The organism is Bacillus sp. JFL15 (assembly GCF_001184225.1).
Taxonomy (GTDB): Bacteria; Bacillota; Bacilli; order Bacillales; family Bacillaceae; genus Bacillus; species Bacillus siamensis.
Window position 1 is genome coordinate 3,541,314 of the sequence record NZ_KQ236689.1, and the last position, 22,237, is coordinate 3,563,550.

General features: G+C 44.0%; 27 protein-coding genes and 1 other RNA gene. 10 read left to right on the forward strand and 18 right to left on the reverse strand.

Features of this window, described 5'->3' with window-relative positions; translation table 11 throughout:
• Positions 1-549 precede the first annotated feature (549 nt).
• The 4 genes from csaA to AD710_RS17215 all read right to left on the reverse strand — a co-directional run bounded on the left by csaA (position 550) and on the right by AD710_RS17215 (position 2,999).
• Positions 550-882, reverse strand: coding sequence for a chaperone CsaA (gene csaA / locus AD710_RS17200; protein WP_049628614.1), 333 nt, complete (start codon positions 880-882; stop codon positions 550-552).
• Between the two features lie 67 nt (positions 883-949).
• Complete coding sequence (locus AD710_RS17205; protein ID WP_049628615.1) at positions 950-1,660, reverse strand: AraC family transcriptional regulator; 711 nt, start codon at positions 1,658-1,660, stop codon at positions 950-952.
• A gap of 53 nt (positions 1,661-1,713) precedes the next feature.
• A complete protein-coding gene (locus AD710_RS17210) occupies positions 1,714-2,280 on the reverse strand; it encodes a TetR/AcrR family transcriptional regulator (RefSeq protein ID WP_049628616.1) in 567 nt (188 codons plus the stop codon).
• Complete coding sequence (locus AD710_RS17215) at positions 2,280-2,999, reverse strand: MBL fold metallo-hydrolase (protein WP_049628617.1); 720 nt, start codon at positions 2,997-2,999, stop codon at positions 2,280-2,282. Before AD710_RS17215 ends, AD710_RS17210 begins: the two co-directional genes overlap by 1 nt.
• A 224-nt stretch (positions 3,000-3,223) precedes the next feature.
• Between AD710_RS17215 and AD710_RS17220 the strand changes: the two genes are divergently transcribed.
• Positions 3,224-3,745: a CcdC protein domain-containing protein gene (locus tag AD710_RS17220; RefSeq protein WP_016936586.1), complete on the forward strand. Its 522-nt coding sequence runs from the start codon at positions 3,224-3,226 to the stop codon at positions 3,743-3,745.
• A gap of 29 nt (positions 3,746-3,774) precedes the next feature.
• Here the strand turns inward: AD710_RS17220 and czrA are convergent, their stop codons facing one another.
• Positions 3,775-4,080 (reverse strand): Zn(II)-responsive metalloregulatory transcriptional repressor CzrA, encoded by a 306-nt coding sequence (gene czrA / locus AD710_RS17225; protein ID WP_173363131.1) that lies wholly within the window; start codon positions 4,078-4,080, stop codon positions 3,775-3,777.
• A gap of 218 nt (positions 4,081-4,298) precedes the next feature.
• On the opposite strand from czrA, the gene AD710_RS17230 reads away from it, so the two are divergent.
• Positions 4,299-4,964, forward strand: a complete 666-nt coding sequence (locus tag AD710_RS17230) for a lysozyme family protein (RefSeq protein ID WP_016936588.1) — start codon at positions 4,299-4,301, stop codon at positions 4,962-4,964.
• Between the two features lie 61 nt (positions 4,965-5,025).
• On the opposite strand, the gene AD710_RS17235 is transcribed toward AD710_RS17230, so the two are convergent.
• Both AD710_RS17235 and AD710_RS17240 read right to left on the reverse strand, forming a co-directional pair.
• Complete coding sequence (locus AD710_RS17235) at positions 5,026-5,565, reverse strand: DUF420 domain-containing protein (protein ID WP_016936589.1); 540 nt, start codon at positions 5,563-5,565, stop codon at positions 5,026-5,028.
• Positions 5,566-5,709: 144 nt separating this feature from the next.
• Positions 5,710-6,492 carry a VLRF1 family aeRF1-type release factor gene (locus AD710_RS17240; RefSeq protein WP_049628618.1) on the reverse strand — a complete coding sequence of 261 codons (783 nt, stop codon included), beginning with the start codon at positions 6,490-6,492 and terminating at the stop codon, positions 5,710-5,712.
• Positions 6,493-6,681: 189 nt separating this feature from the next.
• Between AD710_RS17240 and AD710_RS17245 the strand changes: the two genes are divergently transcribed.
• Positions 6,682-7,185, forward strand: coding sequence for a hypothetical protein (locus AD710_RS17245; protein WP_395941011.1), 504 nt, complete (start codon positions 6,682-6,684; stop codon positions 7,183-7,185).
• Between the two features lie 65 nt (positions 7,186-7,250).
• Entirely contained in the window at positions 7,251-8,228 is a 978-nt protein-coding gene (locus tag AD710_RS17250) for a S66 family peptidase (protein ID WP_049628619.1), read from the forward strand.
• Between the two features lie 33 nt (positions 8,229-8,261).
• Here AD710_RS17250 and AD710_RS17255 read toward each other — a convergent pair whose 3' ends face one another.
• From AD710_RS17255 to AD710_RS17280, 7 genes are all read right to left on the reverse strand, one after another.
• A complete protein-coding gene (locus AD710_RS17255) occupies positions 8,262-8,654 on the reverse strand; it encodes a hypothetical protein (RefSeq protein ID WP_049628620.1) in 393 nt (130 codons plus the stop codon).
• 158 nt (positions 8,655-8,812) lie between these two features.
• The gene (locus AD710_RS17260) at positions 8,813-9,679 is read right to left on the reverse strand and encodes a 3D domain-containing protein (RefSeq protein WP_016936592.1); all 867 of its coding nucleotides are present in this window, start codon (positions 9,677-9,679) and stop codon (positions 8,813-8,815) included.
• Between the two features lie 235 nt (positions 9,680-9,914).
• Positions 9,915-11,693, reverse strand: coding sequence for a DNA helicase RecQ (gene recQ / locus AD710_RS17265; RefSeq protein ID WP_047474646.1), 1,779 nt, complete (start codon positions 11,691-11,693; stop codon positions 9,915-9,917).
• Between the two features lie 102 nt (positions 11,694-11,795).
• Positions 11,796-11,981, reverse strand: a non-coding RNA gene (gene ssrS, locus AD710_RS19385) — 6S RNA.
• Between the two features lie 224 nt (positions 11,982-12,205).
• Positions 12,206-12,832 (reverse strand): FMN-dependent NADH-azoreductase, encoded by a 627-nt coding sequence (locus AD710_RS17270; protein ID WP_003153791.1) that lies wholly within the window; start codon positions 12,830-12,832, stop codon positions 12,206-12,208.
• 145 nt (positions 12,833-12,977) lie between these two features.
• Complete coding sequence (locus AD710_RS17275) at positions 12,978-13,469, reverse strand: TraR/DksA family transcriptional regulator (protein WP_049628621.1); 492 nt, start codon at positions 13,467-13,469, stop codon at positions 12,978-12,980.
• An 88-nt stretch (positions 13,470-13,557) separates the two neighbouring features.
• Positions 13,558-13,938: a hypothetical protein gene (locus AD710_RS17280; protein ID WP_045926174.1), complete on the reverse strand. Its 381-nt coding sequence runs from the start codon at positions 13,936-13,938 to the stop codon at positions 13,558-13,560.
• A gap of 92 nt (positions 13,939-14,030) precedes the next feature.
• Between AD710_RS17280 and AD710_RS17285 the strand changes: the two genes are divergently transcribed.
• Complete coding sequence (locus AD710_RS17285; protein ID WP_045926173.1) at positions 14,031-14,264, forward strand: hypothetical protein; 234 nt, start codon at positions 14,031-14,033, stop codon at positions 14,262-14,264.
• On the opposite strand, the gene AD710_RS17290 is transcribed toward AD710_RS17285, so the two are convergent.
• Positions 14,251-14,733: an Hsp20/alpha crystallin family protein gene (locus AD710_RS17290; protein WP_049628622.1), complete on the reverse strand. Its 483-nt coding sequence runs from the start codon at positions 14,731-14,733 to the stop codon at positions 14,251-14,253. The two genes, AD710_RS17285 and AD710_RS17290, sit on opposite strands and share 14 nt — an antisense overlap.
• A 73-nt stretch (positions 14,734-14,806) precedes the next feature.
• Between AD710_RS17290 and AD710_RS17295 the strand changes: the two genes are divergently transcribed.
• The gene (locus AD710_RS17295; protein ID WP_016936599.1) at positions 14,807-15,079 is read left to right on the forward strand and encodes a hypothetical protein; all 273 of its coding nucleotides are present in this window, start codon (positions 14,807-14,809) and stop codon (positions 15,077-15,079) included.
• Complete coding sequence (locus AD710_RS17300; RefSeq protein WP_003153785.1) at positions 15,076-15,309, forward strand: hypothetical protein; 234 nt, start codon at positions 15,076-15,078, stop codon at positions 15,307-15,309. The genes AD710_RS17295 and AD710_RS17300 overlap by 4 nt, the downstream gene beginning before the upstream one ends.
• Before the next feature lie 44 nt (positions 15,310-15,353).
• Here AD710_RS17300 and AD710_RS17305 read toward each other — a convergent pair whose 3' ends face one another.
• A complete protein-coding gene (locus tag AD710_RS17305) occupies positions 15,354-15,698 on the reverse strand; it encodes a PH domain-containing protein (protein ID WP_003153783.1) in 345 nt (114 codons plus the stop codon).
• A gap of 373 nt (positions 15,699-16,071) precedes the next feature.
• Positions 16,072-16,275 (reverse strand): DUF6501 family protein, encoded by a 204-nt coding sequence (locus AD710_RS17315; RefSeq protein WP_007407979.1) that lies wholly within the window; start codon positions 16,273-16,275, stop codon positions 16,072-16,074.
• Positions 16,276-16,457: 182 nt separating this feature from the next.
• Between AD710_RS17315 and AD710_RS17320 the strand changes: the two genes are divergently transcribed.
• The 3 genes from AD710_RS17320 to AD710_RS17330 all read left to right on the forward strand — a co-directional run bounded on the left by AD710_RS17320 (position 16,458) and on the right by AD710_RS17330 (position 20,766).
• A complete protein-coding gene (locus AD710_RS17320) occupies positions 16,458-17,945 on the forward strand; it encodes an aldehyde dehydrogenase family protein (RefSeq protein WP_045926171.1) in 1,488 nt (495 codons plus the stop codon).
• Positions 17,946-18,040: 95 nt separating this feature from the next.
• Complete coding sequence (locus AD710_RS17325) at positions 18,041-19,924, forward strand: terpene cyclase/mutase family protein (RefSeq protein ID WP_049628623.1); 1,884 nt, start codon at positions 18,041-18,043, stop codon at positions 19,922-19,924.
• Positions 19,921-20,766, forward strand: a complete 846-nt coding sequence (locus AD710_RS17330) for a superoxide dismutase (RefSeq protein WP_049628624.1) — start codon at positions 19,921-19,923, stop codon at positions 20,764-20,766. Before AD710_RS17325 ends, AD710_RS17330 begins: the two co-directional genes overlap by 4 nt.
• Before the next feature lie 39 nt (positions 20,767-20,805).
• Here AD710_RS17330 and AD710_RS17335 read toward each other — a convergent pair whose 3' ends face one another.
• Entirely contained in the window at positions 20,806-22,143 is a 1,338-nt protein-coding gene (locus tag AD710_RS17335) for a sodium-dependent transporter (protein ID WP_049628625.1), read from the reverse strand.
• Between the last annotated feature and the right edge of the window lie 94 nt (positions 22,144-22,237).

Below are 22,237 nucleotides of genomic sequence, written 5' to 3' on the forward strand. Positions count from 1 at the left end.
ATTCAAAAAAGAGCTGTTTCAAATGTTAAAGAGAAGGTTCAGAAACTTAGCAAAAAGATAAATGAAGACATCAGTAATAACATTTAATGCCTATATGGTCTCTTCGCATGCATTTTTTACACAAAAAGACCTGGATTTTAATTCCAGGTCACACTTACACCTTGTAATCACTTTATTTTCAGTACGTTTTGATTGATATAACAACGTTTTTGACAGCTCATAATAATGGATTTGGGGTCACACTCAGGTCACACTTCGGGTCACAATTTGCTCAAATCCCCTCTTGCATTTGTCGAACTGCTTTATTCAAGATCATAGAATTTGAACAAAACCTTACACCAAGTAGTCATGGTGATCGGCAAAACAAAGACAGATATAACATATATTAAAATATCTCTTGCATTTCTACAGCCGCCATGCTATATTCATATAGCGATGAGCTGAATTGTGTAAGCCGATGCACATGCCCTTGCGGCGCACACGAATGTGGCGTGTGGTGTATCGCCTCAATACGCAAAAGACGTTTGCTTCTGCAAACGTCTTTTTTTATTATCCGATTTTCGTTCCGTTCGGTACGGTCTGCTCGGGCGTAAGCAGGACGACGTCTCCTTTTTCCGGGATGCCGCCGAGAACGAGCACCTCTGATTTGAATCCGGCGATCCGCCGCGGCGGAAAGTTGACAATAGCGGTAACCTGCCTGCCTGTCAAATCACCTGGCGCATACCGTTTTGTAATTTGGGCGCTTGATTGCTTTATGCCGATTTCTCCGCCGAAATCTATTGTCATCTTAATAGCCGGGACCTTTGCTTCCGGAAATACTTCTGCTTTTACGACCGTTCCTATTCTGAGATCAAGCTTCATAAAATCTTCGATGACTGCCATGTCAAAACTCCTTTTTTACAATCATGATACCAAAAAAAGACACAATTTATTTAACCGATCTTTGGGCTTATTTATCTGTTTGAAAGGTGTTTCGATAGGCGCGCGGTGTTATTCCCTTATGTCTGACAAACCACCTGGTAAAAGAAGACAAGTTTTGAAAGCCGACCTCATGACTGATGTCTGTCAGCCGGCATTTTGTTTCAATAAGCAATTGTTCCGCTTTCTTCAGACGGAGCTCGGAAATATAAGCTTGCGGGCTTTTCCCCGTCTGCCTTTTAAACCAGTCAGAATAATAAGCCGGGTGGTAATGTTCGATTGCGGCAAGCTCTTTAATAGTAAAAGTCTTTGAGAGATTTCGGCGGATATACGTGATTGAATCATTTGTACGGCTTTCTTGCATCTTTTCAGCAATATATTCTGCAAGCAGACTCAATGAATGAGACGACTGCTGCTTTGCCTCTTCTGTCAGCAGAAACCGAATCGAAGTCCAAAAGGAATCAAGCTTATTGATCACACCGGGGTCAAATGAGCCTCTTAAAAAATATGCCGGCATGTCAAGAACGAGACATTCATTTCGCTCCAAAGAACGGAACCGGTGTTCATGTCCTGGCGGAATATACAGCATTTGATCCGGTTTTAATCTCACCTCACGTCTTTCTGTTTCCAAGTCCAGCTGTCCTTCGAGAGGAAAGAGCATTTGACAGTATGTGTGAACATGGGAATCAAAAATATGTGAATAAGTGCGCCGCTCACAAACGATGTTCTGTAATGAATCCATTTGCCCCTCCTTTTTGGATGATCTGTTTCGTGTTTTTAGTTTACATAATAATATTATTGTTTATTTAATTGTAAACCTCTTAAAAAAGCAACAACGGCAAACTTCCGGCTTTCCTTAATTGATTCAGTCAATTCAAATGCACTCTGTTTCCTCAGCGCAGCAAAACCGTGAAGCAGGCTTCTCAGTCCTCTTGCGGCATGGATTGCGTTTTCGGGACGTGCATAACCGTTTGCTGTCAGCAGCCTGACAACAAGATTCACAAGCTGGCTGGACAGATTCTCCATTCGGCTGTCTTTTATTTTTTGAAATGTTGCTTCATATAATCCGGGATTGGCTTCAGCGAAATTGATATAGGCATCAGCAAGTGAAAGCATGACCCTTTCACCTGTCAGTCCTTCTGAGGATGCCGCCATGTTTTCATATAACATGGTTAAACCGGAGACGGCCAGCTCTGTCTTAATTCCTTGAAGACCATTGACAAAATTATAAAGGGAAGGCGGTTTTACGTTTAAGGACTTTGCAACGGCCGCAAGCGTCACTTCATTCAGCCCTTTTTCGTCAGCGATGCCTGCTGCGGCTCTCAATATCATGTCCAGGCTCATTCCGACTCTCGGTGACATTATAATCGGCCTCCCCGCAGGCTTCGTTCGGCTTCATCAGCAGCCTCAGCCATCATTTCAGCAGGATGATAGAGAACATTTCCATGACCAGCGGCCAGACAGCTTGGTTGATGAGCGATAAGCGTTCTTGCTGTTTTTACAGCTTCTTCTTTATTCCAGGTGGCAAAGGCGGGAAACGGAAATCTCCATTTCAGCTTTCCTGAAACCGCAAGGCCGCCCCGTACTTGAAAGGCATCTCCGACGATCAGCATATTATCTCTCAAATCTTTAAAAGCAAGACTCCCCGGCGTATGACCGGGAGCGGGAATGACAAGCAAAGATCCGATCCGCTCGCCGCCTTTCAGCAGGCGATCAGGTTCGGTCTGAATATTTTTCGGCACTCCTCCCTTTATCGGCGTTTGTGCTTCATGCTCAAATAATGAAGTGTCACCTTTCAGCAAGAAAGAATCACGTTCAGAAATACAGACATCAGCATCTGGAAATTCCGCAGATAATGAGTCAAGCGAACCGATGTGATCTCCATGCGCGTGGGTGAGCAATATGGTATTCAGCGGTTTCCCAAGCTGCTGCAAAGCTTGTTTGATTCCTTTATGGCTGTTGGGAAGGCCGGCGTCAATCAGGGTTACCCCTTCTTCCTCCTCAACCAAATAACAATTCACCGGGAAAAGCACCGGAAAAAAGGTCAGCTGCCAAACGTTTCCGTATTGTAAGATTCTCATCAATATCCCCCTAAAACTAATGTTATTAGTTTTATTATAACTAATACCGTTAGTTTATCAAGCGTTTTCTGTTTAAATCTTAAAAAAGGCGCGGGCGCTTCTCTCATGCCAAAAAAAGAAACGCGCATACTGTGATAAAAGATGCTTTCAGCCTGCGAATAAATCAGACTACTAAAACCAGCCGGATAAGCATACACTACTCAACGGAGGGGGAGTTCCACATCATGCATATCACACTTCAAAGCATCTGCCCTGTCTTAATGATTGCCTTTTTTCTGTATAAAAAGGTGAAACGGTCCGTCGGCTTTCAGCCTTTGAAACCCCGCTGGCTTTATACAAGAATGATTTTGTTTTCATTGCTGGCCGCCGCTCTGGCTTTTTTCAGCATCACACACCCGGCTTTATACGGGTATCTTATATTCGGCACTTTTTGCGGCTGGCTTCTGGTTCTGTTTGCCAAACGAAACATTTCTTTTGAAGAGCGCCGCGGAAAAATGTATTTTCGGACTCATCTGTGGATTGAACTTATTCTATTAACGTTATTCCTATCGAGATTTGTTTATCGGGTTATTGAAATTTACCGGGTCACAGCGGATTTTACCCATCCGGAGGCATACAGCCAAACGGTCGGCGCAGATCCGCTGACCATCAGTGTCTTTTATTTCATCGCTGTTTATTACAGCGGCTTCTCTTTTTATGTTTTAAAAACGAGCAGAGACCAGACAAATAACAGTCAATATGGCTGACATCCCTGCCTAAAAAGCAGGGATGTTTTTTAATCGTGCCGCGTATGGTGAATCATTTGCTGAAGCACATCTAACACATGTTCATCCTCAGGAGAATAATAGATGGATGTTCCTTCTCTGCGTGATTTGACGAGGCGCAGATTTTTAAGAAAACGCAGCTGATGAGAAACGGTAGACTGCAGTAAATTCAGCTTTTCTGCGATATCATTTACCGCGTGCTCACCCTGTGACAGCAAATGGAGAATTCTGATTCTGGTCGGATCAGACAGCGCCTTAAAAGTCTGGGCAACCAAAAATAATGTTTCCTCATCTAAATCGACAGCGGGGTCATTCATGTTTCCGGATTCGTGAAATTCAGTCATATACCTCACCCTTCTTTTCTCAAGTAGCCCAATTATACCAAATGTCAATTGATGCAGATACATCCTGTGCCTGACAAAAGAACCGTTATTTTAAATTTATGTTTCAAATACGGGTTTCTGCTTGGTTTCGCGCATTCATCTGTGTCATAATGAAAAAGTCATAATGCTCCTGAAATTGAGGGTGAAACACAGTGGAGAAAAAGAAAAAAGGCTGTTTCGCTGCTGCGGGTCTTATGATGATATGTGTTTTTGTCATGGTGTCCTTCTTTCTCATCCTGTTATTTTCAAATAATGAATTGCTCAAAAGTCTTCCGTTTGATGTCAAACCGATCGTGCTTGAACGGCTGACGGATTACAAACCGCTTGTGGAGGACGAGCTGGATGAAAAAGGGCTCACTAGATATACATCGCTGGTACTCGGCATGATATATCAGGAGTCAAAAGGAAGAGGAAATGATCCCATGCAGTCTTCAGAATCTCTGGGTTTAAAGCGAAATCAAATCAAAAACCCTCAAACCAGTATCAAACAGGGAATCAAACAATTCACTCTCATGTACCAAACAGGCAAGAGAAAAGGCGTAGACTTGGATACGATTATACAAAGCTACAACATGGGAGCCGGCTATATTGATTTTGTGGCTGAACATGGAGGATCGCATACTGAGGAACTGGCAAAACAATACTCCGAGCAGCAGGTCAAAAAGAATCCGAAACTTTACACTTGCGGAGGGAACAAAGGCAATTTCCGTTATCCCTACTGCTATGGTGATTACACGTACGCAGAAAAAGTAAAAGCAAAAACAAAAACCGTTGAACAATCCTTAAATGTAACAACACTTGAAACGCTTGAAGAGTAAAAGGCGCCCTGTCTGAGGCGCCTTTTTTCAATAGAAAAAACCGCGCGAAGCACGGTTTTTTTTAATAATACGGCGATATCATTAAGTATACAATGACACCCGTCAGACTGACATACAGCCAGAGCGGCATCGTCCATCTGGCGATTTTTTTGTGGCGCTCAACCTGCATGCTGAAACCTCTGATCAGCGTAAACAGCGCAAGCGGCACGATGATGGCGGAAAGGCAAATATGCGTAATCAAAATAAAGAAATAAATCCCCCGAATGATGCCGTGGCCGCCGAATAAAGTATTCTCAGCTATCGAGTGATACACGACATAGCAGATCAAAAACAGCAGAGTCGTCGTAAACGCCGCCAAAATAAAGCGTTTATGCGCTTGAATGTTTTTTTGCTTAATCATAAAGAGCGCTGCCAGCAAAAAGATAAAAGTAAAGCTGTTAAAAATGGCATTTAACATCGGCAGAATATGAATATTGGCAATGCTGACCTGACCCGATTTCGGCATAAAAAACAGCACCGCAATTAACCCGTTGATCAAAACGGTCAATGTCAGCACGATACCGGTATAACTTTTAGGTTTGTTGTTTTCTGTCTGATTCATCTTATGACCTCTCTCAATTTTACTGACTATCCAAATGGTATGAGAATTCAGCTTTGATGTCAACGGTTTCGCCCGCTTCGTCAGAAATTAGACAAACTTAAGCCCTAAAAAGACCGGGTGTTTGAGACCCGGCCTTTCGTCATATTATGCTTCCTTCAACAGTTCTTCTATCACCTTATGTTCGTTTTCATTCAACAGATTTTTTGGAATGATCCGATCAATCGGTTTGTTCATATGCTGATCGAGAATGTCGGCTGTTTCCTTATCCCCCGCGATTACGAGGCGCTCCCATTTATGTGATGAGGCCTTTTGATCAAGGTTTGAAGCCAATCGTTTATACAGCCTGTTTTGATTTTCTTCGACGTGGGCTTTAGCAGCGTCTTCGGCCATTGATGCGGAGCTCTCGCTTACATCCTGCGGTTTCCAGGATTCATTGATGACGTCGTATTGATAGTGCTCTACACCTTCAATTTTTCCGAGTACGGTTTCGATAATCTTCACTTCATTTTGCTGGGTGAGAATAAAAGCCGTGCTCGGATATTGTTCACGGAGAAGTTCCAATTGGTCAAGGACGGCCGTTTCTTCCCAATAAAACCGTGTTTCGACAGGAACTTGCAGCTCAATCGTCTCCCATATACCGCTTTCCCCCGATGCAAAAAATACGAGACTTCGCGGCATTTCTTTACCGAGCCCATCGATATATTGATAGACACGTTCCATGATGCGGACGAGGGATTTTTCTTCTTTTGGATCACTGACAGACAGATACTCCTTTAATCTCCGAAAACCGGTTTTTAAAGCGATTTTCCACTCTCCCCCCTGCTGATCCGGATTTCTCATATCCGTATTTACATATAAGGAAAGCATTTTATCAGGAGATTCCGTCATTACGTACTTCAATTTGCCGATGAGCGAGTCAATTGCCATCATAGATTCCTCCTTTTTCCGCTTCTCCCTGTTCCTTTCCCTATCCCGGCCTCCTTAAAAACGTCAATCTGCATATATACGGCAGACTTTTCTAAAAAAGTTTTTGCAAAACCCATTTACAAACCAAGACATCATTTACTACAATGGATACTTGTGTTTGACTAAGACGTTTTACGCTGTGAAAGGAGTATGATTTTGTTTACTGCAGAAGAAAGAGATCAGAAAGAGCTGGAAAAAGAGCTTCATAAGCTTGAATTTCAGATTTTCAGAATGCGGGAGAATCTGATAGATGTATCAAAAGACGCGCGAGTGCTTGGTATTGATCAATCGAACAATGACGATTGGATCATTGTTTCCTCGATTGATGATGGCCAAACATGTAAGATTATGCTGACTGACTGTGAATCAGCCTACCGGGGAAGAGGATGTTTTTCACTGATTGCTTCCTATTATGAAAATGCCATTCATATCGGGGACATTAAAGGCCCGCCGAACCACGGCTACGGTTCGATCTGCATGAAATTTTTAAAACATATCGCCAGGGAGCAGAATATCCCGAAAGTGACGGGCGACATCGCTAAGCGTGATTGGGATCATGTCGACAGACTCGTTCATTTTTATGAAAAGCATCAATTTGATGTCTGGATTGACAAGGATACACAATCAGGCGGCATTAAATGGGTCGACCTGTAAAAAAGTGATAGAAAAACCCCCTTTTCTATGGTGTAATAGATAAAACCATATAAGGAGGGTTTTTTTTGTATCCGGAAAAATTGAAAAAAGGTGACGGCATTCGTATTGTTTCTCCGGCAACGAGCATGTCCGTTATGACAGATGAAAATATAAATGCCGCGAAGACAAAATTGGAGGAGCTGGGTTTTTGTGTGTCTTTTTCAGAGCATGCGAAAGAAATAAATGAATTTGATTCATCATCCATTGAATCGCGTGTCCGGGATCTGCACGAAGCTTTCGCTGATCCTGACATCAAAGCGATTTTGACGACACTCGGCGGGTTCCAATCAAATCAGCTGCTTCGTTATCTTGATTATGAAAACATCAAACAGCACCCGAAAATCCTTTGCGGCTATTCAGATATTACCGCCCTTGGCCATGCCATTTATCAAAAAACCGGGCTTGTCACATATTCCGGCCCCCATTTTTCTTCATTCGCCATGAAAAAAGGATTGGACTATACGATTGACTCTTTCTTAGCCTGCTGCGCTTCTGATAAGCCGTATGAAGTAAAGCCTTCGGCCGAGTGGAGTGATGATAAATGGTATATGAACCAGGAGGACAGACGTTTTTATCCGAATCCGGGTCCGCTCGTCATTCAACCCGGTTATGCGGAAGGAACACTGATCGGAGGAAACCTCTGCACCCTGAATCTTCTGCAAGGCACGGAATACTTTCCGGAGATGGAACAAGTGATTCTGTTTATAGAAGATGATCATATGTCTGACATTCATATGTTTGATCGGGATTTGCAGTCACTCATTCATCTTCCCGCTTTTTCAGCCGTGAAAGGAATTGTCATCGGACGGTTCCAGCATGCTTCAAATGTGTCTGAAGAAGCTCTCTGCGCCGTCATCCGTACAAAAAAAGAACTGTCGTCTATGCCCGTTATCGCAAACGCTGACTTCGGCCATACTTCTCCTATGATGACTTTCCCGATCGGAGGAACATGCAAAATAGAAGCCGGCTCAGAAGGCGGACGAATATGGATCGATCGGCATTAATACATAAAGACGGGAAAACCGCCCCGTCTTTTATTATTTCGGTGTCTTATGCCGCGGCGTTCGCGGAGCGATCATAATTCGTCCGCCAGCCGCTGCCGTCACCCATACGGAAGCTCCTTCATAAAAACGGCTGATTTCTTCATGACACGCGGCATGTGCCAGTTCACGTTTATCATGCGTTCCGTCTTGTTTTTTCACTTTTAAAATAAGTACAAGCTCGTGTCTGCCATTCGTCATCACGCCGGTACGTTTCACCTTTTCAATAACGGCGGGCCTTCCCTTCCCTCTTTCAAGCGCCTGAAACAGCCTGACAGCAGGCATAGACAGTCCGATAACGAGCACAATGGCGCAAGCGGTGCATATTCCTGCTTGAAATATCGGTGATTCTGTGAAGGTATTCCACAACAATATAAGTTCCGGCTCCATTCGATTCATCCCTTCAGATGCCGCTTTCACATCCATTCCTTATTATATTAGAGAAACGCTTTTTCTTTTTCCGCATATAACGATTATACACAGACAAAAAAGGGAAGAAAAAAAGAACACAAAGCATTTCGCCTTGTGTTCTTCATCTCTATATGAAACTAGTCTAACACTTTAACATTTACTGTTCTGACGCCCCAGTTGTTAGCGTCACTTTTCTTTGCAACAAATACGTCAATTTTATTTCCTTTAATTGCGCCGCCTGTATCTGCTGCTGTTGCCACTCCGTAACCTTCAACATAAACCTTAGAGCCAAGCGGAATGACACTAGGGTCTACCGCGATGACTTTTGCATCAGGGTTTTTGTTTAAGTCAACACCGGTTGCCGTTACACCGGAAATGCCGCCGTCGTTAGCGGAGTAAGCAGTTGCAGTCATTGTCAGCTGCTTTTTAGGCTCTTGTTGGTTTGTATTTGATTGAACAGGCTGCTGTTTTGCTTCGACAGCCTTCACTTCTTGTTTAGGTTGTTGTTCTTGAACAGGTTCTTGTTTAGGCTGCTCTTTTTGGACAGCTTCTTGTTTTGGCTGTTCTGTCTCGGCAGCTGGTTTTTGTTCAGGTTGCGGCTGGCTGGCTTGAGCCGGCTGTGCAGCCTGTGCCTGACCTTTCACCTTTAATGTTGTGCCTGCGTAAATGATATCTGATTGCAAGTTATTCAAGCTTTTCAGATTACCGACTGATGTTCCGAATTTCTGAGCAATTTTCCAGAGGCTGTCGCCCTGCTTCACTGTGTACTGCCCAGATGTGGTTGTTTCTACTGAAGAAATAGTCAGTTTCTCTCCTTCAATGATTAAATCAGAAGATAACTGATTCCATTCTTTTAAGTCCTTTAGGTTCACTCCGTTTTTTTGCGAGATCCCCCAGAGCGTGTCACCCTTTTGCACCGTGATTTCTTTAGCAGAAGCGTGAGCTCCGAATGCAGTTGTTGAAATTGCTGCAACTGCGACAAAGGACATAATCGTCTTCTTCATAAGTAAATCCTCCCTTGTTAGCTTTTTATTGGCGGCTAACAGGTGATATCGTAACATATGAAAATGTCAGTTCAATAACAAAACGATTTGAATTAGATTACAGTTCCTTTACATGAAACATTTCTCTCACTTGGTAAGTCTTGCTGAAACCTTGATACAGCAAGGGTTTTCAAGCTTCTGATTTTTCCGGCGCAGATGAAAAACACAATGTGCAAATTTCTAAAAAAACTTTTTTTCACTCTGTTTCTCTTACATAATTTCGGATTTCTTCTAAAAAAAGCGCTCCGTATTTCAATCGTTTTTGTTCCCCGACCCCTTTTACGGAAAGAAGATCATGATCCGTTTTCGGGAGTTTCGCAGACATTTCTTTTAACGTCTGATCCGAGAACACGACAAATGGAGGCACGCCCTGTTCCGCTGCGATCTCTTTGCGGAGACGCCGGAGAATCTCAAATAATTCATCATTTTCGGTGACGGCGGCGGCCTGTAAGGCTTCTTTTCTCGCGACTGCACTCTTTCCAAGCAGAACGTCTCTTCCTTTTTGGGTGACCATAAGCGTCGGAAAAGTCCCGTCTGCCATTCTGATGTATTCATCTGAAATAAGGAATTCGATAAAATCACTGATTTCCGCTGCGGTTTGATGCTTCATAATGCCGTAAGTGGACAGGCTGCTGAAGCCGTTTTCCAGCACTTTTTTATTTTTTGACCCGCTAAGCACTTGCGCCACCATCGTTTTTCCGAAACGTTCATTCATTCTGATGATGCATGACAATACCATCTGCGCTTCTTTAGTGACGTCATGCGCGCTTCTTGTATCAGTGCAATTGCCGCATGCTCCGCAAGCTTCCGCCTCATTCTCGCCGAAATATTTCAGAATAAACCGCTGCAGGCAATCTTCGGTATGACAGTAATCCACCATCTGCCTCAGTTTTTTGAGATCCTGCTTTTGTTTTTCTTCTCCGGCAGCCGATTGATCTATCAAAAAACGCTGCACCATAATATCCTGCGGCGAAAACAAGAGCACGCACTCGCTATTGAGGCCGTCGCGCCCTGCCCGTCCGGCTTCCTGGTAATAGCTCTCCATATCTTTCGGAATCTGGGCGTGCAGAACGAATCTGATGTTGCTCTTATCGATTCCCATTCCGAAAGCGGACGTAGCAACCATCACTTGTATCTGATCGTTAAGAAACCGCTCCTGCTGATCTTTTCTGTCATCATCCGCCAATCCGCCGTGATAACGGCCGGCATTGATGCCGCTGCGTTTTAATTTCTCATATAAACGGTCCGTTTCTTTTCTTGTTGCTGTATAAATAATGCCGGCTTCGTGTTTATTTCTTTCCAGGTACTGCTCGATAAAACGGTCTTTGTTTTCGCCCTTTACGACTTTGAATGTTAAATTCTCTCTGGCAAAACCGGTATACACAGTTTGTTCTTTATTGATGTGAAGCTGCTTGCAGATATCATCATGAACCTCAGGCGTAGCCGTCGCCGTTAATGCGATGATGACGGGCGGCTCTTTTAATTCATTAAAAAGGATTTCGATGTTCCGGTAACTCGGCCTGAAATCATGCCCCCATTGCGATATACAGTGAGCTTCGTCAATGGCGACAAGAGGAACCGTAATATTCTGCAGGATGTGAATGAATTCAGGAGAAGTCAAACGCTCTGGCGTGATGTAAAAGAGCCGGTAAGCCCCTTCCTTCAAACCGGTCAGGCGCTCATGAATGTCACGGCTTGTCTGAGTGCTGTTAATATAAGCTGCCGCGATACCCGCTTCTTCAAGCGCATCGACTTGGTCTTTCATTAAGGAAATAAGAGGGGAAATAACGATTGTGGTTCCTTCAAACAGCAGTGCGGGAATCTGATAGCAGATTGATTTCCCGCCCCCCGTCGGCATAATGCAGACCGTGTTTGTTCTCTCCTCTGCAACTGATTGTATCGCCTGTTTTTGCCCCGCGCGAAGGCTGTCGTAGCCAAAATAATGCGCCAGAAGGGATTCGGCTTTATCCAGCATATGTCGTAAAACCTCACTTTGTCTTTGATTCTTTTATTTTATCATACTGATAAAGTACGCTGCTCAAGGTCAAAATAAAAAGCCATCTCCGCAAGGGAAATGGCTTTCGCTACGTATGCCGTACGCAAGTAAGAAAGTTTTAAACCACCACTCCTCAAAGTGGGTGTTTGCAGAAGCGTTCCTGTCGTCCTCTGCAATGGAGGCATGACATTCCAGCTTCGATATAAAACTCCCTATTACAGCTTAAAGGTTAAAACTTAATTAACAATACGAACAATGTAGCTTCTCTTATATCCTACACCATCAGTCGTATTTTGGCAAGGGGGTTAATTCTTTTACAGAAAACCTTTTTTCTGTGCAAAAAATGCTTTTTTCTCGATAAAAGTTGTTTTTTCGACAAAATATCAATATATCAATATAAGATTGCTGCGAAAGCTGTCACCAGTTTCTTCTATATATAATAGAAAAAACTCTCACACCCTATAGGGGTGCAAGAGTTTTCGGCAATTAGATTAGAATTTTGCAGCCAGATCTTTCGCTTCTTGCAGTCCTTTTTCAATGATCGCTTGAGCGTTATCAGGCGCAGCATTGTGGCCTTCAACGACAACTGTGTGAAGATCTTGAACTCCCCAGAAGCCGAGAACAGTTTTCATGAAGTTTAATGACATTTCAAGAGATGCCATCGGTCCTTCAGAATATACACCGCCGCGTGCGTTTAAGAGCGCTACTTTTTTATCTCCCATCAGACCTTTAGGGCCTTCAGGTGTGTATGTGAAAGTAACCCCTGCGCGAGACAGGTAATCAACATAAGTATGAAGCACAGCAGGCACTGTGAAGTTCCAAAGCGGGAATGCAAACACGACTTTGTCAGCTTTGACAAATTGGTTTAAGTAAATGTCAGCTGTTGACGCTTGTTTTTTCTCTTCGTCTGTCATTTCAATTCCTTTTGAAGCTTTGAATGTTCCGTTAATCATATCTCTTCCGAGGTAAGGAAGGTTTTCTTTATGAAGATCAAGTTCAATTACTTCATCATTCGGATTGTTTTCTTTATAAGCAGCGAGAAACGCTTCATATAATTTTACTGATACGCCTTCTTCAGCCGTACGGTCACTTGATTTTACAAATAATACTTGAGACATTCTAAATTCCTCCCGGTAATCTTTTAATATTCACTTACAAATAGTATGTTACTTTCTTTTTTATATAAAGTCAACGTTTTTATTTCGATTCTGAGATTTTTTTATGGAATAAAAAAACAGGTACATGTGAATGTACCTGCTGATATTATTGTGAATCCTGCTCGCGATCCAGAATTTCGTAAGTTTGTGAGCTTTTTTGATCAACGGTTTCTTTATTTGAGAGGTCTTTCACCTGCTCGTGAAATTCCCTTTCATATGACGGGGCGTCTGTTTCCACATCCCCCTCTGCTTCCCGTTGCGCATCAACGGTCATTCTGGCGTACGGAACGGCTTCAAGCCTTTCATAAGGGATTTCTTTTCCCGTTTTTTCGCATATTCCGTATGTTCCTTTATCCATCCGCTCAAGCGCGGCATTCACCTCATCTAAAAGATTCTGATCGACTTCATCCAAGGTCTGATTCGTAACCCTGTCCAAATAAATGCTTCCGTGATCAGCCAAGTGATTATCTACTCCGTTTGACAGTTCTCCCGTGTCTTCCCTCATTGAATGTTTTTCTTTTGATTCTCCTTGAAGATCGTCCTTTAAATCGATTAATTTATGATAAAGGCTGTCCCGCTGTTCTTTTGATAATGACATATTCAGCATCTCCTTTTTCGTCTGTATTCCTGCTGCTCTCAGTTCAGTTATTACATACCCTCAAAAAAGGCGGCTGAAACAATGGGTCTCAATGTGTTCTCCCCCTGATGTTGACACTAGGTGTCTGCTGTTTTGTCTGTCTTTTTTCTTTCACCGGATCATTATCCTGGTTGTCCCGAAATTCTTCAGGGCAGGCTTTTTTGAGTTGGTGCTCCGGCGTATGGTATGTGGCGCCGATATTCAGCATTCCGCTCAGCTCTCCTATATTCAGCTTTTCAAAGTCAATGTTGTATTCCACTTTGTCCACTTTTACGCTCTCGATATGGACATACGTTTTTTCCCCTTCAACCGTTTGCGGTTCAGAATGACATTTATTCTGAAGCTCATCAAGCTGCTGTTCCACTTTCTGAAGCCTGTCTAATTCTTCTTCACATACTTTTTTGAAAAGCTCTTTCATTATTTTTTTCAAAGAAAATCACTTCTTTCCCCGTCACTCTTGGAAAGTTCTAGGTGTCCCGCATTGCGAATATATAAACATGGTATACAAAAAGGAGGTGAATGATGATGTTTTTTCCATCGGTTATTAACTTTGAGCATATAAAAATGAACGGAATCAGCAGCGGAGCGACTTTTAACACCGGTTCTTCCGTTATACTGAGGCGCACTGCCGCTAATAAAAGAAATGAAGGATATGGTGAACAAAGCGGAGATTGCACTGTAGTCGCTATCCCCATCATGAGTATTGATGATTCAGATCTGATAGACGGCACCGCAAATAAGGTCAGCCTTCGATAATAATATGGCTTGCATCCCCCAAATGTTTAGCAATTGATATATATAAAATTCCGTCTTTGAATACCGCCTGCATCCCCTTCGTTCCCTGAGCGGAATGAGGAAGGTCGAGTTTTTTTTCGAAATCGCCGTATTTTCCGGTCTTCTGTTTAAAATCCTGTTCATTGAAGAAGGATTTTCTCGTGCCTTTTACGACAATATATTCTCCGTAAGACAAAAGCTGAACATCTTGTTTCCGATAGCCGGGCAGATACAGCAAAAATTGGAGTTCATCATGGGTTTCCACTATATCTATAAGAGGAAAAGCATCCTCATTCCTTCTCATTTGCCCTTCTCCCTGCTGAAAGGGAAAATGAGAATGACCGTTTTGGAACGACTTCAATTGCTCATCATCAAAAATGTTTTTCCAAAAATCACCGCCAGACATGTTTTGCGCCATTTCCATCCATTGCTTCATCTTGTCGAAATCCATTTTTTTATCGTCCTCCTGTCTAAGCATACGGTCATAACAGCCGGCATACACCTGTATTAAAGGAGGTTTGCCTGTGGTTCAACCAACTCCATATATCAATATTAATATTTTCATGTTGAAAATTAATTCCTTTGAAAATGCTTCAGCGGTGAATGTCGGACAGAATTTACTGGCGGAATGGCAGAATTCCGATAAAAAGAATCAGGGGTACGGACAGAATTTCGGGGATGCTAGCGGCTTTTTCGGCACGAATGGGAAAGTGGATGACAGAGATCAAATTGATGCTCCGTCTACCTTCGAGTCAGCATGCGGCAAAATCCCCGCCGGGAAAGGAGACCCATTATGATGTTTTCGCCGGTTTTGGTAAATGTAGGGGGCTTTAAAGTGAATGCGGTCGACCGCGGCTCTTCCATTACGATCGGCCCGTATCAGCAAATCGATTATTTTTTATCCAATAAGATTAACTATGGATTCGGTGAAGAAAATGGTGATTTGGCGCCGATTTATATCCCCATCAGTTCTATTGCTGATCCGGATCTCATTGATTCGAACTCCGGAAAAACAAGCATTATCTAATAAAAAAGCCATCCGCCTGCATTCGGATGGCTTTTATGTCATATTTAGCTGCATAAGTATTTTGTTAAAATGGCTTGAACCTCGGTCAAGTCCGTTTCTTTTGCAAATTCCAATTCGAATGTTTTTCCCCTTGTCATTAATACTAGGCCCGTATCAGGATCAAACATCCCTGCTTCTTGAATGGCGAAGCTTTCAATTGTTTTATATGGAAGGAAGACGCGCACTTTCTTTTTGGAGAACATTTTATTATCAAAGAAAATCACTCGTTTATTTGTAAAGCATATTTGGTCAACCCGCAGTTTATAAATCGTTTCGATCCGTTCTCCCTCAACGAGCAAAGCCTCCAGCTTTTTTGTGTCGGTTGATCTGCTGACAGAAAAAATTCCCAATGAAGAACCCCACTTTCTGCTTCTATACTATATTTTATCAAATACATAAAAAAATAAGTTCTTTATCCCTATATAAGAATACGACATAGACAGCATTTAAACCATTACGAACAGATTACATTTTCAGAACGTTCATCGGATAGGCCTTTTCGCGAAAGGTGCTCTGTTATGAAGTAATACGGTTTTGCAGAAGAAAAGGTTTCAAGAAAACCATATTTTTTTCGAAAAGTCAGTTTTTTCTTATCGCCGTAAAAAACCGCGGCCTCTGAATGCCGCGGTTTCAACAAAACATCAACGATCTGTATCTTCAATTGTTCCTTATTTGTCTGTGCCTTTTTCCGAACATGCTGAAGCAAAATAAATTCATTCAGCTTTAGACTTCTTCAAAATACTCTTTGTAGAAGCCGCCGACTTTATTTGTGTTGTCCACGACAAAAATAAATTCTTCTGTTTCATTTTTGACTTCATACTCTTTGCCGGGCGTCAGTACGTTTTTGACAATGTATTTTTTCGCATCTGTATGTACGCATTTTACCTTTTTAACACTTTCTTTTGTCTGCCAATTATTATGAATCATCTGTAAAACTCCTTTTCTTCATCGATAAGCTTATTGTAGCCGTTTTTTCTTGTGAATTGCAATAACGGTTATCAATTGATTTTACTTGGGTCTGTATTATAAAATGACTGTATGCGCTTACTTTGCGCGGACATCAAGATGCTCAAAACAGACCATAAAAAATTTCGGGAGGTTTGTTACGAATGAGTTCTTTAACGATGCAGATCACAAAAAGGCTGGAAACATTTTTGCAAGGCACGAAGAAGCTTTATATTGACGGAAAATTTGTTCCGAGCGCTTCAGGATCAACCTTTGTCACACCGAATCCGGCAACCGGAGAAACTTTGATGACGCTTTACGAGGCACAGGCAGAAGACATTGACAGTGCAGTGAAAGCGGCACGCAAAGCCTTTGATCACGGCGAATGGCGCACTATGCCGGCCGCTTCCAGAAGCAGGCTGATGTATAAGCTTGCCGATTTAATGGAAGAGCACAAGACTGAACTCGCGCAGCTTGAAACACTTGATAACGGGAAACCGATTAATGAAACGACGAATGGAGATATTCCGCTGGCAATTGAACATATGCGTTATTATGCCGGGTGGTCCACAAAGATAACCGGACAAACGATTCCGGTCGCCGGCTCATATTTTAATTACACCCGTCATGAGCCTGTCGGCGTCGTGGGGCAAATCATCCCTTGGAACTTCCCGCTCCTTATGGCGATGTGGAAAATGGGCGCCGCCCTTGCCACAGGATGTACAATCGTTTTGAAACCGGCGGAGCAGACACCGCTGACCGCCCTCTATTTAGCTGAATTAATTGATCAGGCGGGCTTTCCTGACGGCGTCATCAATATTGTTCCCGGGTTCGGCGAGACGGCCGGGGAAGCGCTGACCAACCATGACGATGTCGATAAACTCGCTTTTACCGGTTCTACAGAAATCGGCAAAAAAATTATGGAGAAAGCCGCGAAAAGTATCAAGCGCGTAACGCTGGAGCTTGGCGGTAAGTCACCTAACATCATTTTGCCTGACGCCAACTTGAAAAAAGCCATTCCCGGCGCTTTAAACGGGGTCATGTTTAATCAGGGGCAGGTATGCTGTGCCGGCTCCCGTGTCTTCATTCACAAAGATAAATATGATGAGGTTGTAAGCGAAATGGTTTCATATGCGAAATCACTTCGGCAGGGAGCCGGTCTTCACCAAGATACGCAAATCGGTCCGCTCGTCAGTAAGGAACAGCATGAACGCGTGCTTTCTTATATTGAAAAAGGAAAAGCAGAAGGCGCCAAAGCCGTTACAGGCGGAAGCTGTCCGTTTGAAGAAGGGTATTTTGTCTCCCCGACAGTATTTGCGGACGTGGATGACAGCATGGCCATCGCAAAAGAAGAAATTTTCGGCCCGGTTTTAGCCGCTATTCCGTATGATACGGTAGATGAAGTCATTGAGCGTGCGAACCGCTCGGAATACGGCCTTGCAGCCGGACTTTGGACTGAGAATGTGAAAAACGCCCATTACATTGCTGACCGTCTCCAGGCCGGCACCATCTGGGTCAACTGCTACAATGTATTCGACGCGGCCTCTCCTTTCGGCGGCTATAAGCAATCCGGCCTCGGACGGGAAATGGGCTCTTACGCGCTGGATAATTATACAGAAGTGAAAAGCGTCTGGATCAGTCTGGAAGATTAATAAAACGAGAAACTGCTGCCTGCCAGCAGTTTCTTTTTTGTGTCATGCCGCCTTTTGCATATGAATATATATGCTTCTGAAGGAGTTGAGCGAGTGTGAGCACAATTCGTGAAAAAGTCAGAAGCCGCCAAAAGAAAACCATCTCCCTATTAAGAGAAAAGCAAAATGCTGACGGCTCATGGTCATTTTGTTTTGAAGGCCCGATTTTGACAAACGCCTTTCTGATCCTCCTTCTCACTTCTCTCGGAGACAATGATAAAGAACTGATCGCTGAGCTTGCAAAAGGCATCCGCGCGAAGCAGCGTCCGGACGGAACATTTGCCAATTATCCCGATGAACGGAAGGGAAATGTGACCGCCACTGTACAGGGCTATATGGGCTTGCTGGCTTCCGGCTTATATAACCGTTCTGAAGCGCATATGATTCAGGCCGAACGTTTTATCATCTCTAACGGCGGCTTGCGGAACGTACATTTCATGACAAAGTGGATGCTTGCGGCAAACGGCCTTTATCCTTGGCCCGCACTGCACCTGCCATTATCTTTCTTAGTGATCCCCCCCTCTTTTCCGCTGCATTTTTATCAGTTCAGTACATACGCGCGGATCCATTTTGTGCCGATGGCTGTGACGCTTAATAAAAGATTTTCACTGAAAAATCCCAACGTTCCGTCTCTCGCGCACTTAGATCCGCATATGACCAAAAATCCGTTTACATGGCTTCGTTCCGATCAGGAAGATGACAGAGATCTCTCTTCTCTATTTGCGCATTGGAAACGGCTTTTGCAGATTCCCGCCGCCTTTCACCAGCTTGGTCTCCGTACGGCCAAAACATATATGCTTGACCGGATTGAAGAAGACGGCACATTGTACAGCTATGCGAGCGCCACTATTTTTATGGTGTACAGCCTGCTCGCTCTCGGTGTATCACGCCACTCCCCCGTTATCAGAAAAGCGCTTGCCGGCACGAAAGCTTTACTCACGTCTTGCGGTAATATACCGTATCTGGAAAATTCCACGTCGACCGTTTGGGATACGGCGCTTCTCAACTATGCGCTCATGAAAAGCGGCATTTCAGATAACGATCAGATGATAACCAGCGCCGCCCGCTTTTTGCGTGAACGGCAGCAGACGAAAGTGGCGGATTGGGCCGTCCACAACCCGCATGCAGAGCCGGGAGGATGGGGTTTTTCAAACATCAATACGAATAATCCTGATTGTGATGACACAGCGGCAGTGCTTAAAGCCATTCCGCGAAAACTTTATCCCGGCTCATGGGAACGCGGACTGAGCTGGCTTTTGTCCATGCAAAACAGTGACGGGGGCTTCTCTGCTTTTGAGAAAAATGTCAATCATCCGCTGATCCGCCTGCTCCCGCTTGAATCGGCTGAGGAAGCTGCCATTGATCCTTCAACAAGCGACTTAACCGGACGGGTGCTTCACTGTTTAGGGGAAGCGGGGCTTTCTTCGGATCACCCCCAGATTGAAAAAGCCGTCCAATGGCTGTTCCGCCATCAAGAAGAGAACGGTTCATGGTACGGCAGATGGGGCGTCTGTTATATTTACGGAACGTGGGCTGCGCTGACGGGTATGAAAGCTTGCGGTGTCAGCCAAAACCACCCGGCCGTAAAAAAAGCGATCCGCTGGCTGAAGTCTATTCAAAATGAGGACGGTAGCTGGGGAGAATCCTGTAAAAGCGCAGAAATCAAAACTTATGTCCCCCTTTCTTACGGAACGGTTATACAGACGGCATGGGCTGCGGAAGCCTTGCTGCAATACGAAAAACCACATCACCAGGCCATCACAAAAGGCATATCTTTTCTTATTGAAAACCGGCATTACGAGGGAGCTCCTTTCAGCTATCCGACTGGAATCGGCCTTCCGAAACAATTTTACATCAAGTATCACAGCTACCCGTATGTATTTTCTTTGCTTGCGCTCAGCACTTTTATGAAAGTGAGTGAAAAGGAGGAAGAAAAATGAAACGGCACGCTTATCAAACCGAGATGCTGAATTGGTGTGAAACCTTGAAGGAACAAGTCATTCAGCAAGGCCGGTTCGATCGCTTCGCGGCACAAATCGACCGGATTTTTCACACTCTTCAGGATGATGGATTAACGGAGGCGGAATGGTACGAACAGGCATCAGGACTTTACCGGGACATTACCCAATCGGAAGAGCCGGATGAGCCCAGAGCTTTTGTGCCGATCGGCAAGCATGTACTGCCTAAACTGCCTTACAGTTATTCCGCACTGGAACCGCATATTTCAAGGGAAATCATGAAACTTCACCATACAAAACACCATCAGAGCTATGTTGACGGCCTGAATCATGCTGAACTGGAGCTGAAAAAAGCGCGGCAGATGAAACAGTACGACTTAGTGGCGCATTGGGAGCGGCAATTGGCGTTTCACGGCGCCGGCCATTATTTGCACAGTATTTTCTGGTTTTCCATGAACCCAAACGGAAAAAGACGGCCGACAGGCGCTCTCTTTCAAATGATTGACTCATCATTCGGGAGCTATTCTGCTTTTAAAGAACAATTTTCTCAGGCAGCTAAAAAAGTCGAAGGCGTTGGCTGGGCTATCCTTGTCTGGGCACCGCGCTCGGGGCGGCTGGAGATTTTGGCAGCTGAGAAGCATCAGCTTTACAGCCAATGGGACGTCATTCCTTTGCTCCCTTTAGATGTGTGGGAACACGCCTATTATTTACAATATAAAAACGACCGATCGGCTTACGTGGATCAATGGTGGAATGTCGTTGACTGGCGGGAGGCGGAGAAACGGTTCGAGCAAGCGCACCGCGTAATGTGGCCGCTTTATTAAAAAAGCCCCCGTTTTGAACGGGGGCTTGCTTCTTTTCCTTTAAAAAATACCGAGCACGTGCAGAAAAACGATAATAATGGCTACAGGAGACACATAACGGATTAACAGGAGCCAGACTGCAAACCATTTCCGTTTAATGCCTGAACCGCTTTTCAGTTCATCAAACAGCGCCTGTTTCGGAATTTTCAGCGGGACGAAAACAGCAATTAAAAGCGCGCCCAGCGGCATTAAGACATTGCTGACGAGAAAGTCCGCAGCGTCAAAAATACTGCGGTGAAAAATTGAAACATCACTCAACATTCCATATGACAGCGCAGAAGGCACGCCGACAATAAAGATGGCAAGTCCCCCAATCCATGCATACCGCTTTCGTTTTGCCGAATCGCCTTTTGACAAAACGGCAACCAAAATCTCAAGCATTGAAAAAGCCGATGTCAGTGTCGCAAATAAAAACAGCAGCAAAAAGGCGAGTAAAAACACGATACCGAACGGCATATGGTTAAAGACGGTCGGAAGCACGTTAAACAAAAGCTGCGGGCCCTGATCCGGCTTGAGGCCGAATGAAAACACCGCCGGAAAAATCGCCACGCCCGCCATCACCGCAACAAGGACATTTAATACCGTCACTGATACAGCGGATTGAACAATATTTTCTTCTTTTTCTAAATACGCACTGTATGTAACCATTACGGATACTCCGACGCTTAACGAGAAAAATGACTGTCCCATCGCATATAAAATGGTATTGGCGTCCATCGCGCCGAAATCGGGCATGAAGAAGAATTTTAACCCCTTCGCTGCATCATGAAGCGTAACGGAGCGGATCATTAAAAGAATAAAGAGAATAAACAGAGCCGGCATCAGCACCTGACTTACTTTTTCGATGCCGCTGCTTACCCCCTTTGCAACAACTAAAATCGTCAGCACGATAAACAGCAGCTGGCCGAAAACCGCTACATAAGGGTTTGAAATGGTATCGATAAATAACGTATCAAATCCGGATGTGAGCGATAAACCGCCTGTAAAGCCCTTTATAATGTAGATTAATATCCATCCCCCCACTACGCTGTAGAAGGATAATAGAATAAAACACGTAATGATTCCGAGATATCCGATCCAATGCCACTTTTTCCCCGGCGCAAGCGCCTTATAAGATTCAACGGCGTTTTTTTGCGTTTTTCTGCCGATAATAAATTCAGCAAGCAGAAGCGGCAGTCCGATTAAAATCGTAAATAAAATAAAAACGAGCAGAAAAGCGCCGCCTCCGCTGGTTCCCGCTACGTAAGGGAACTTCCATATTGCGCCGAGCCCGATTGCAGAGCCGGCCGTAGCTAAAATAAATCCCAGCTTAGATGACCATTGATTAGCTTCTTTCACTTCAGCACTCCCAATTCATTTCAGTATAAAAATCAATTGTAAGAATATATGTCTGAATAGTCAAGAAGACATTAGTTGACATAATATAATTATA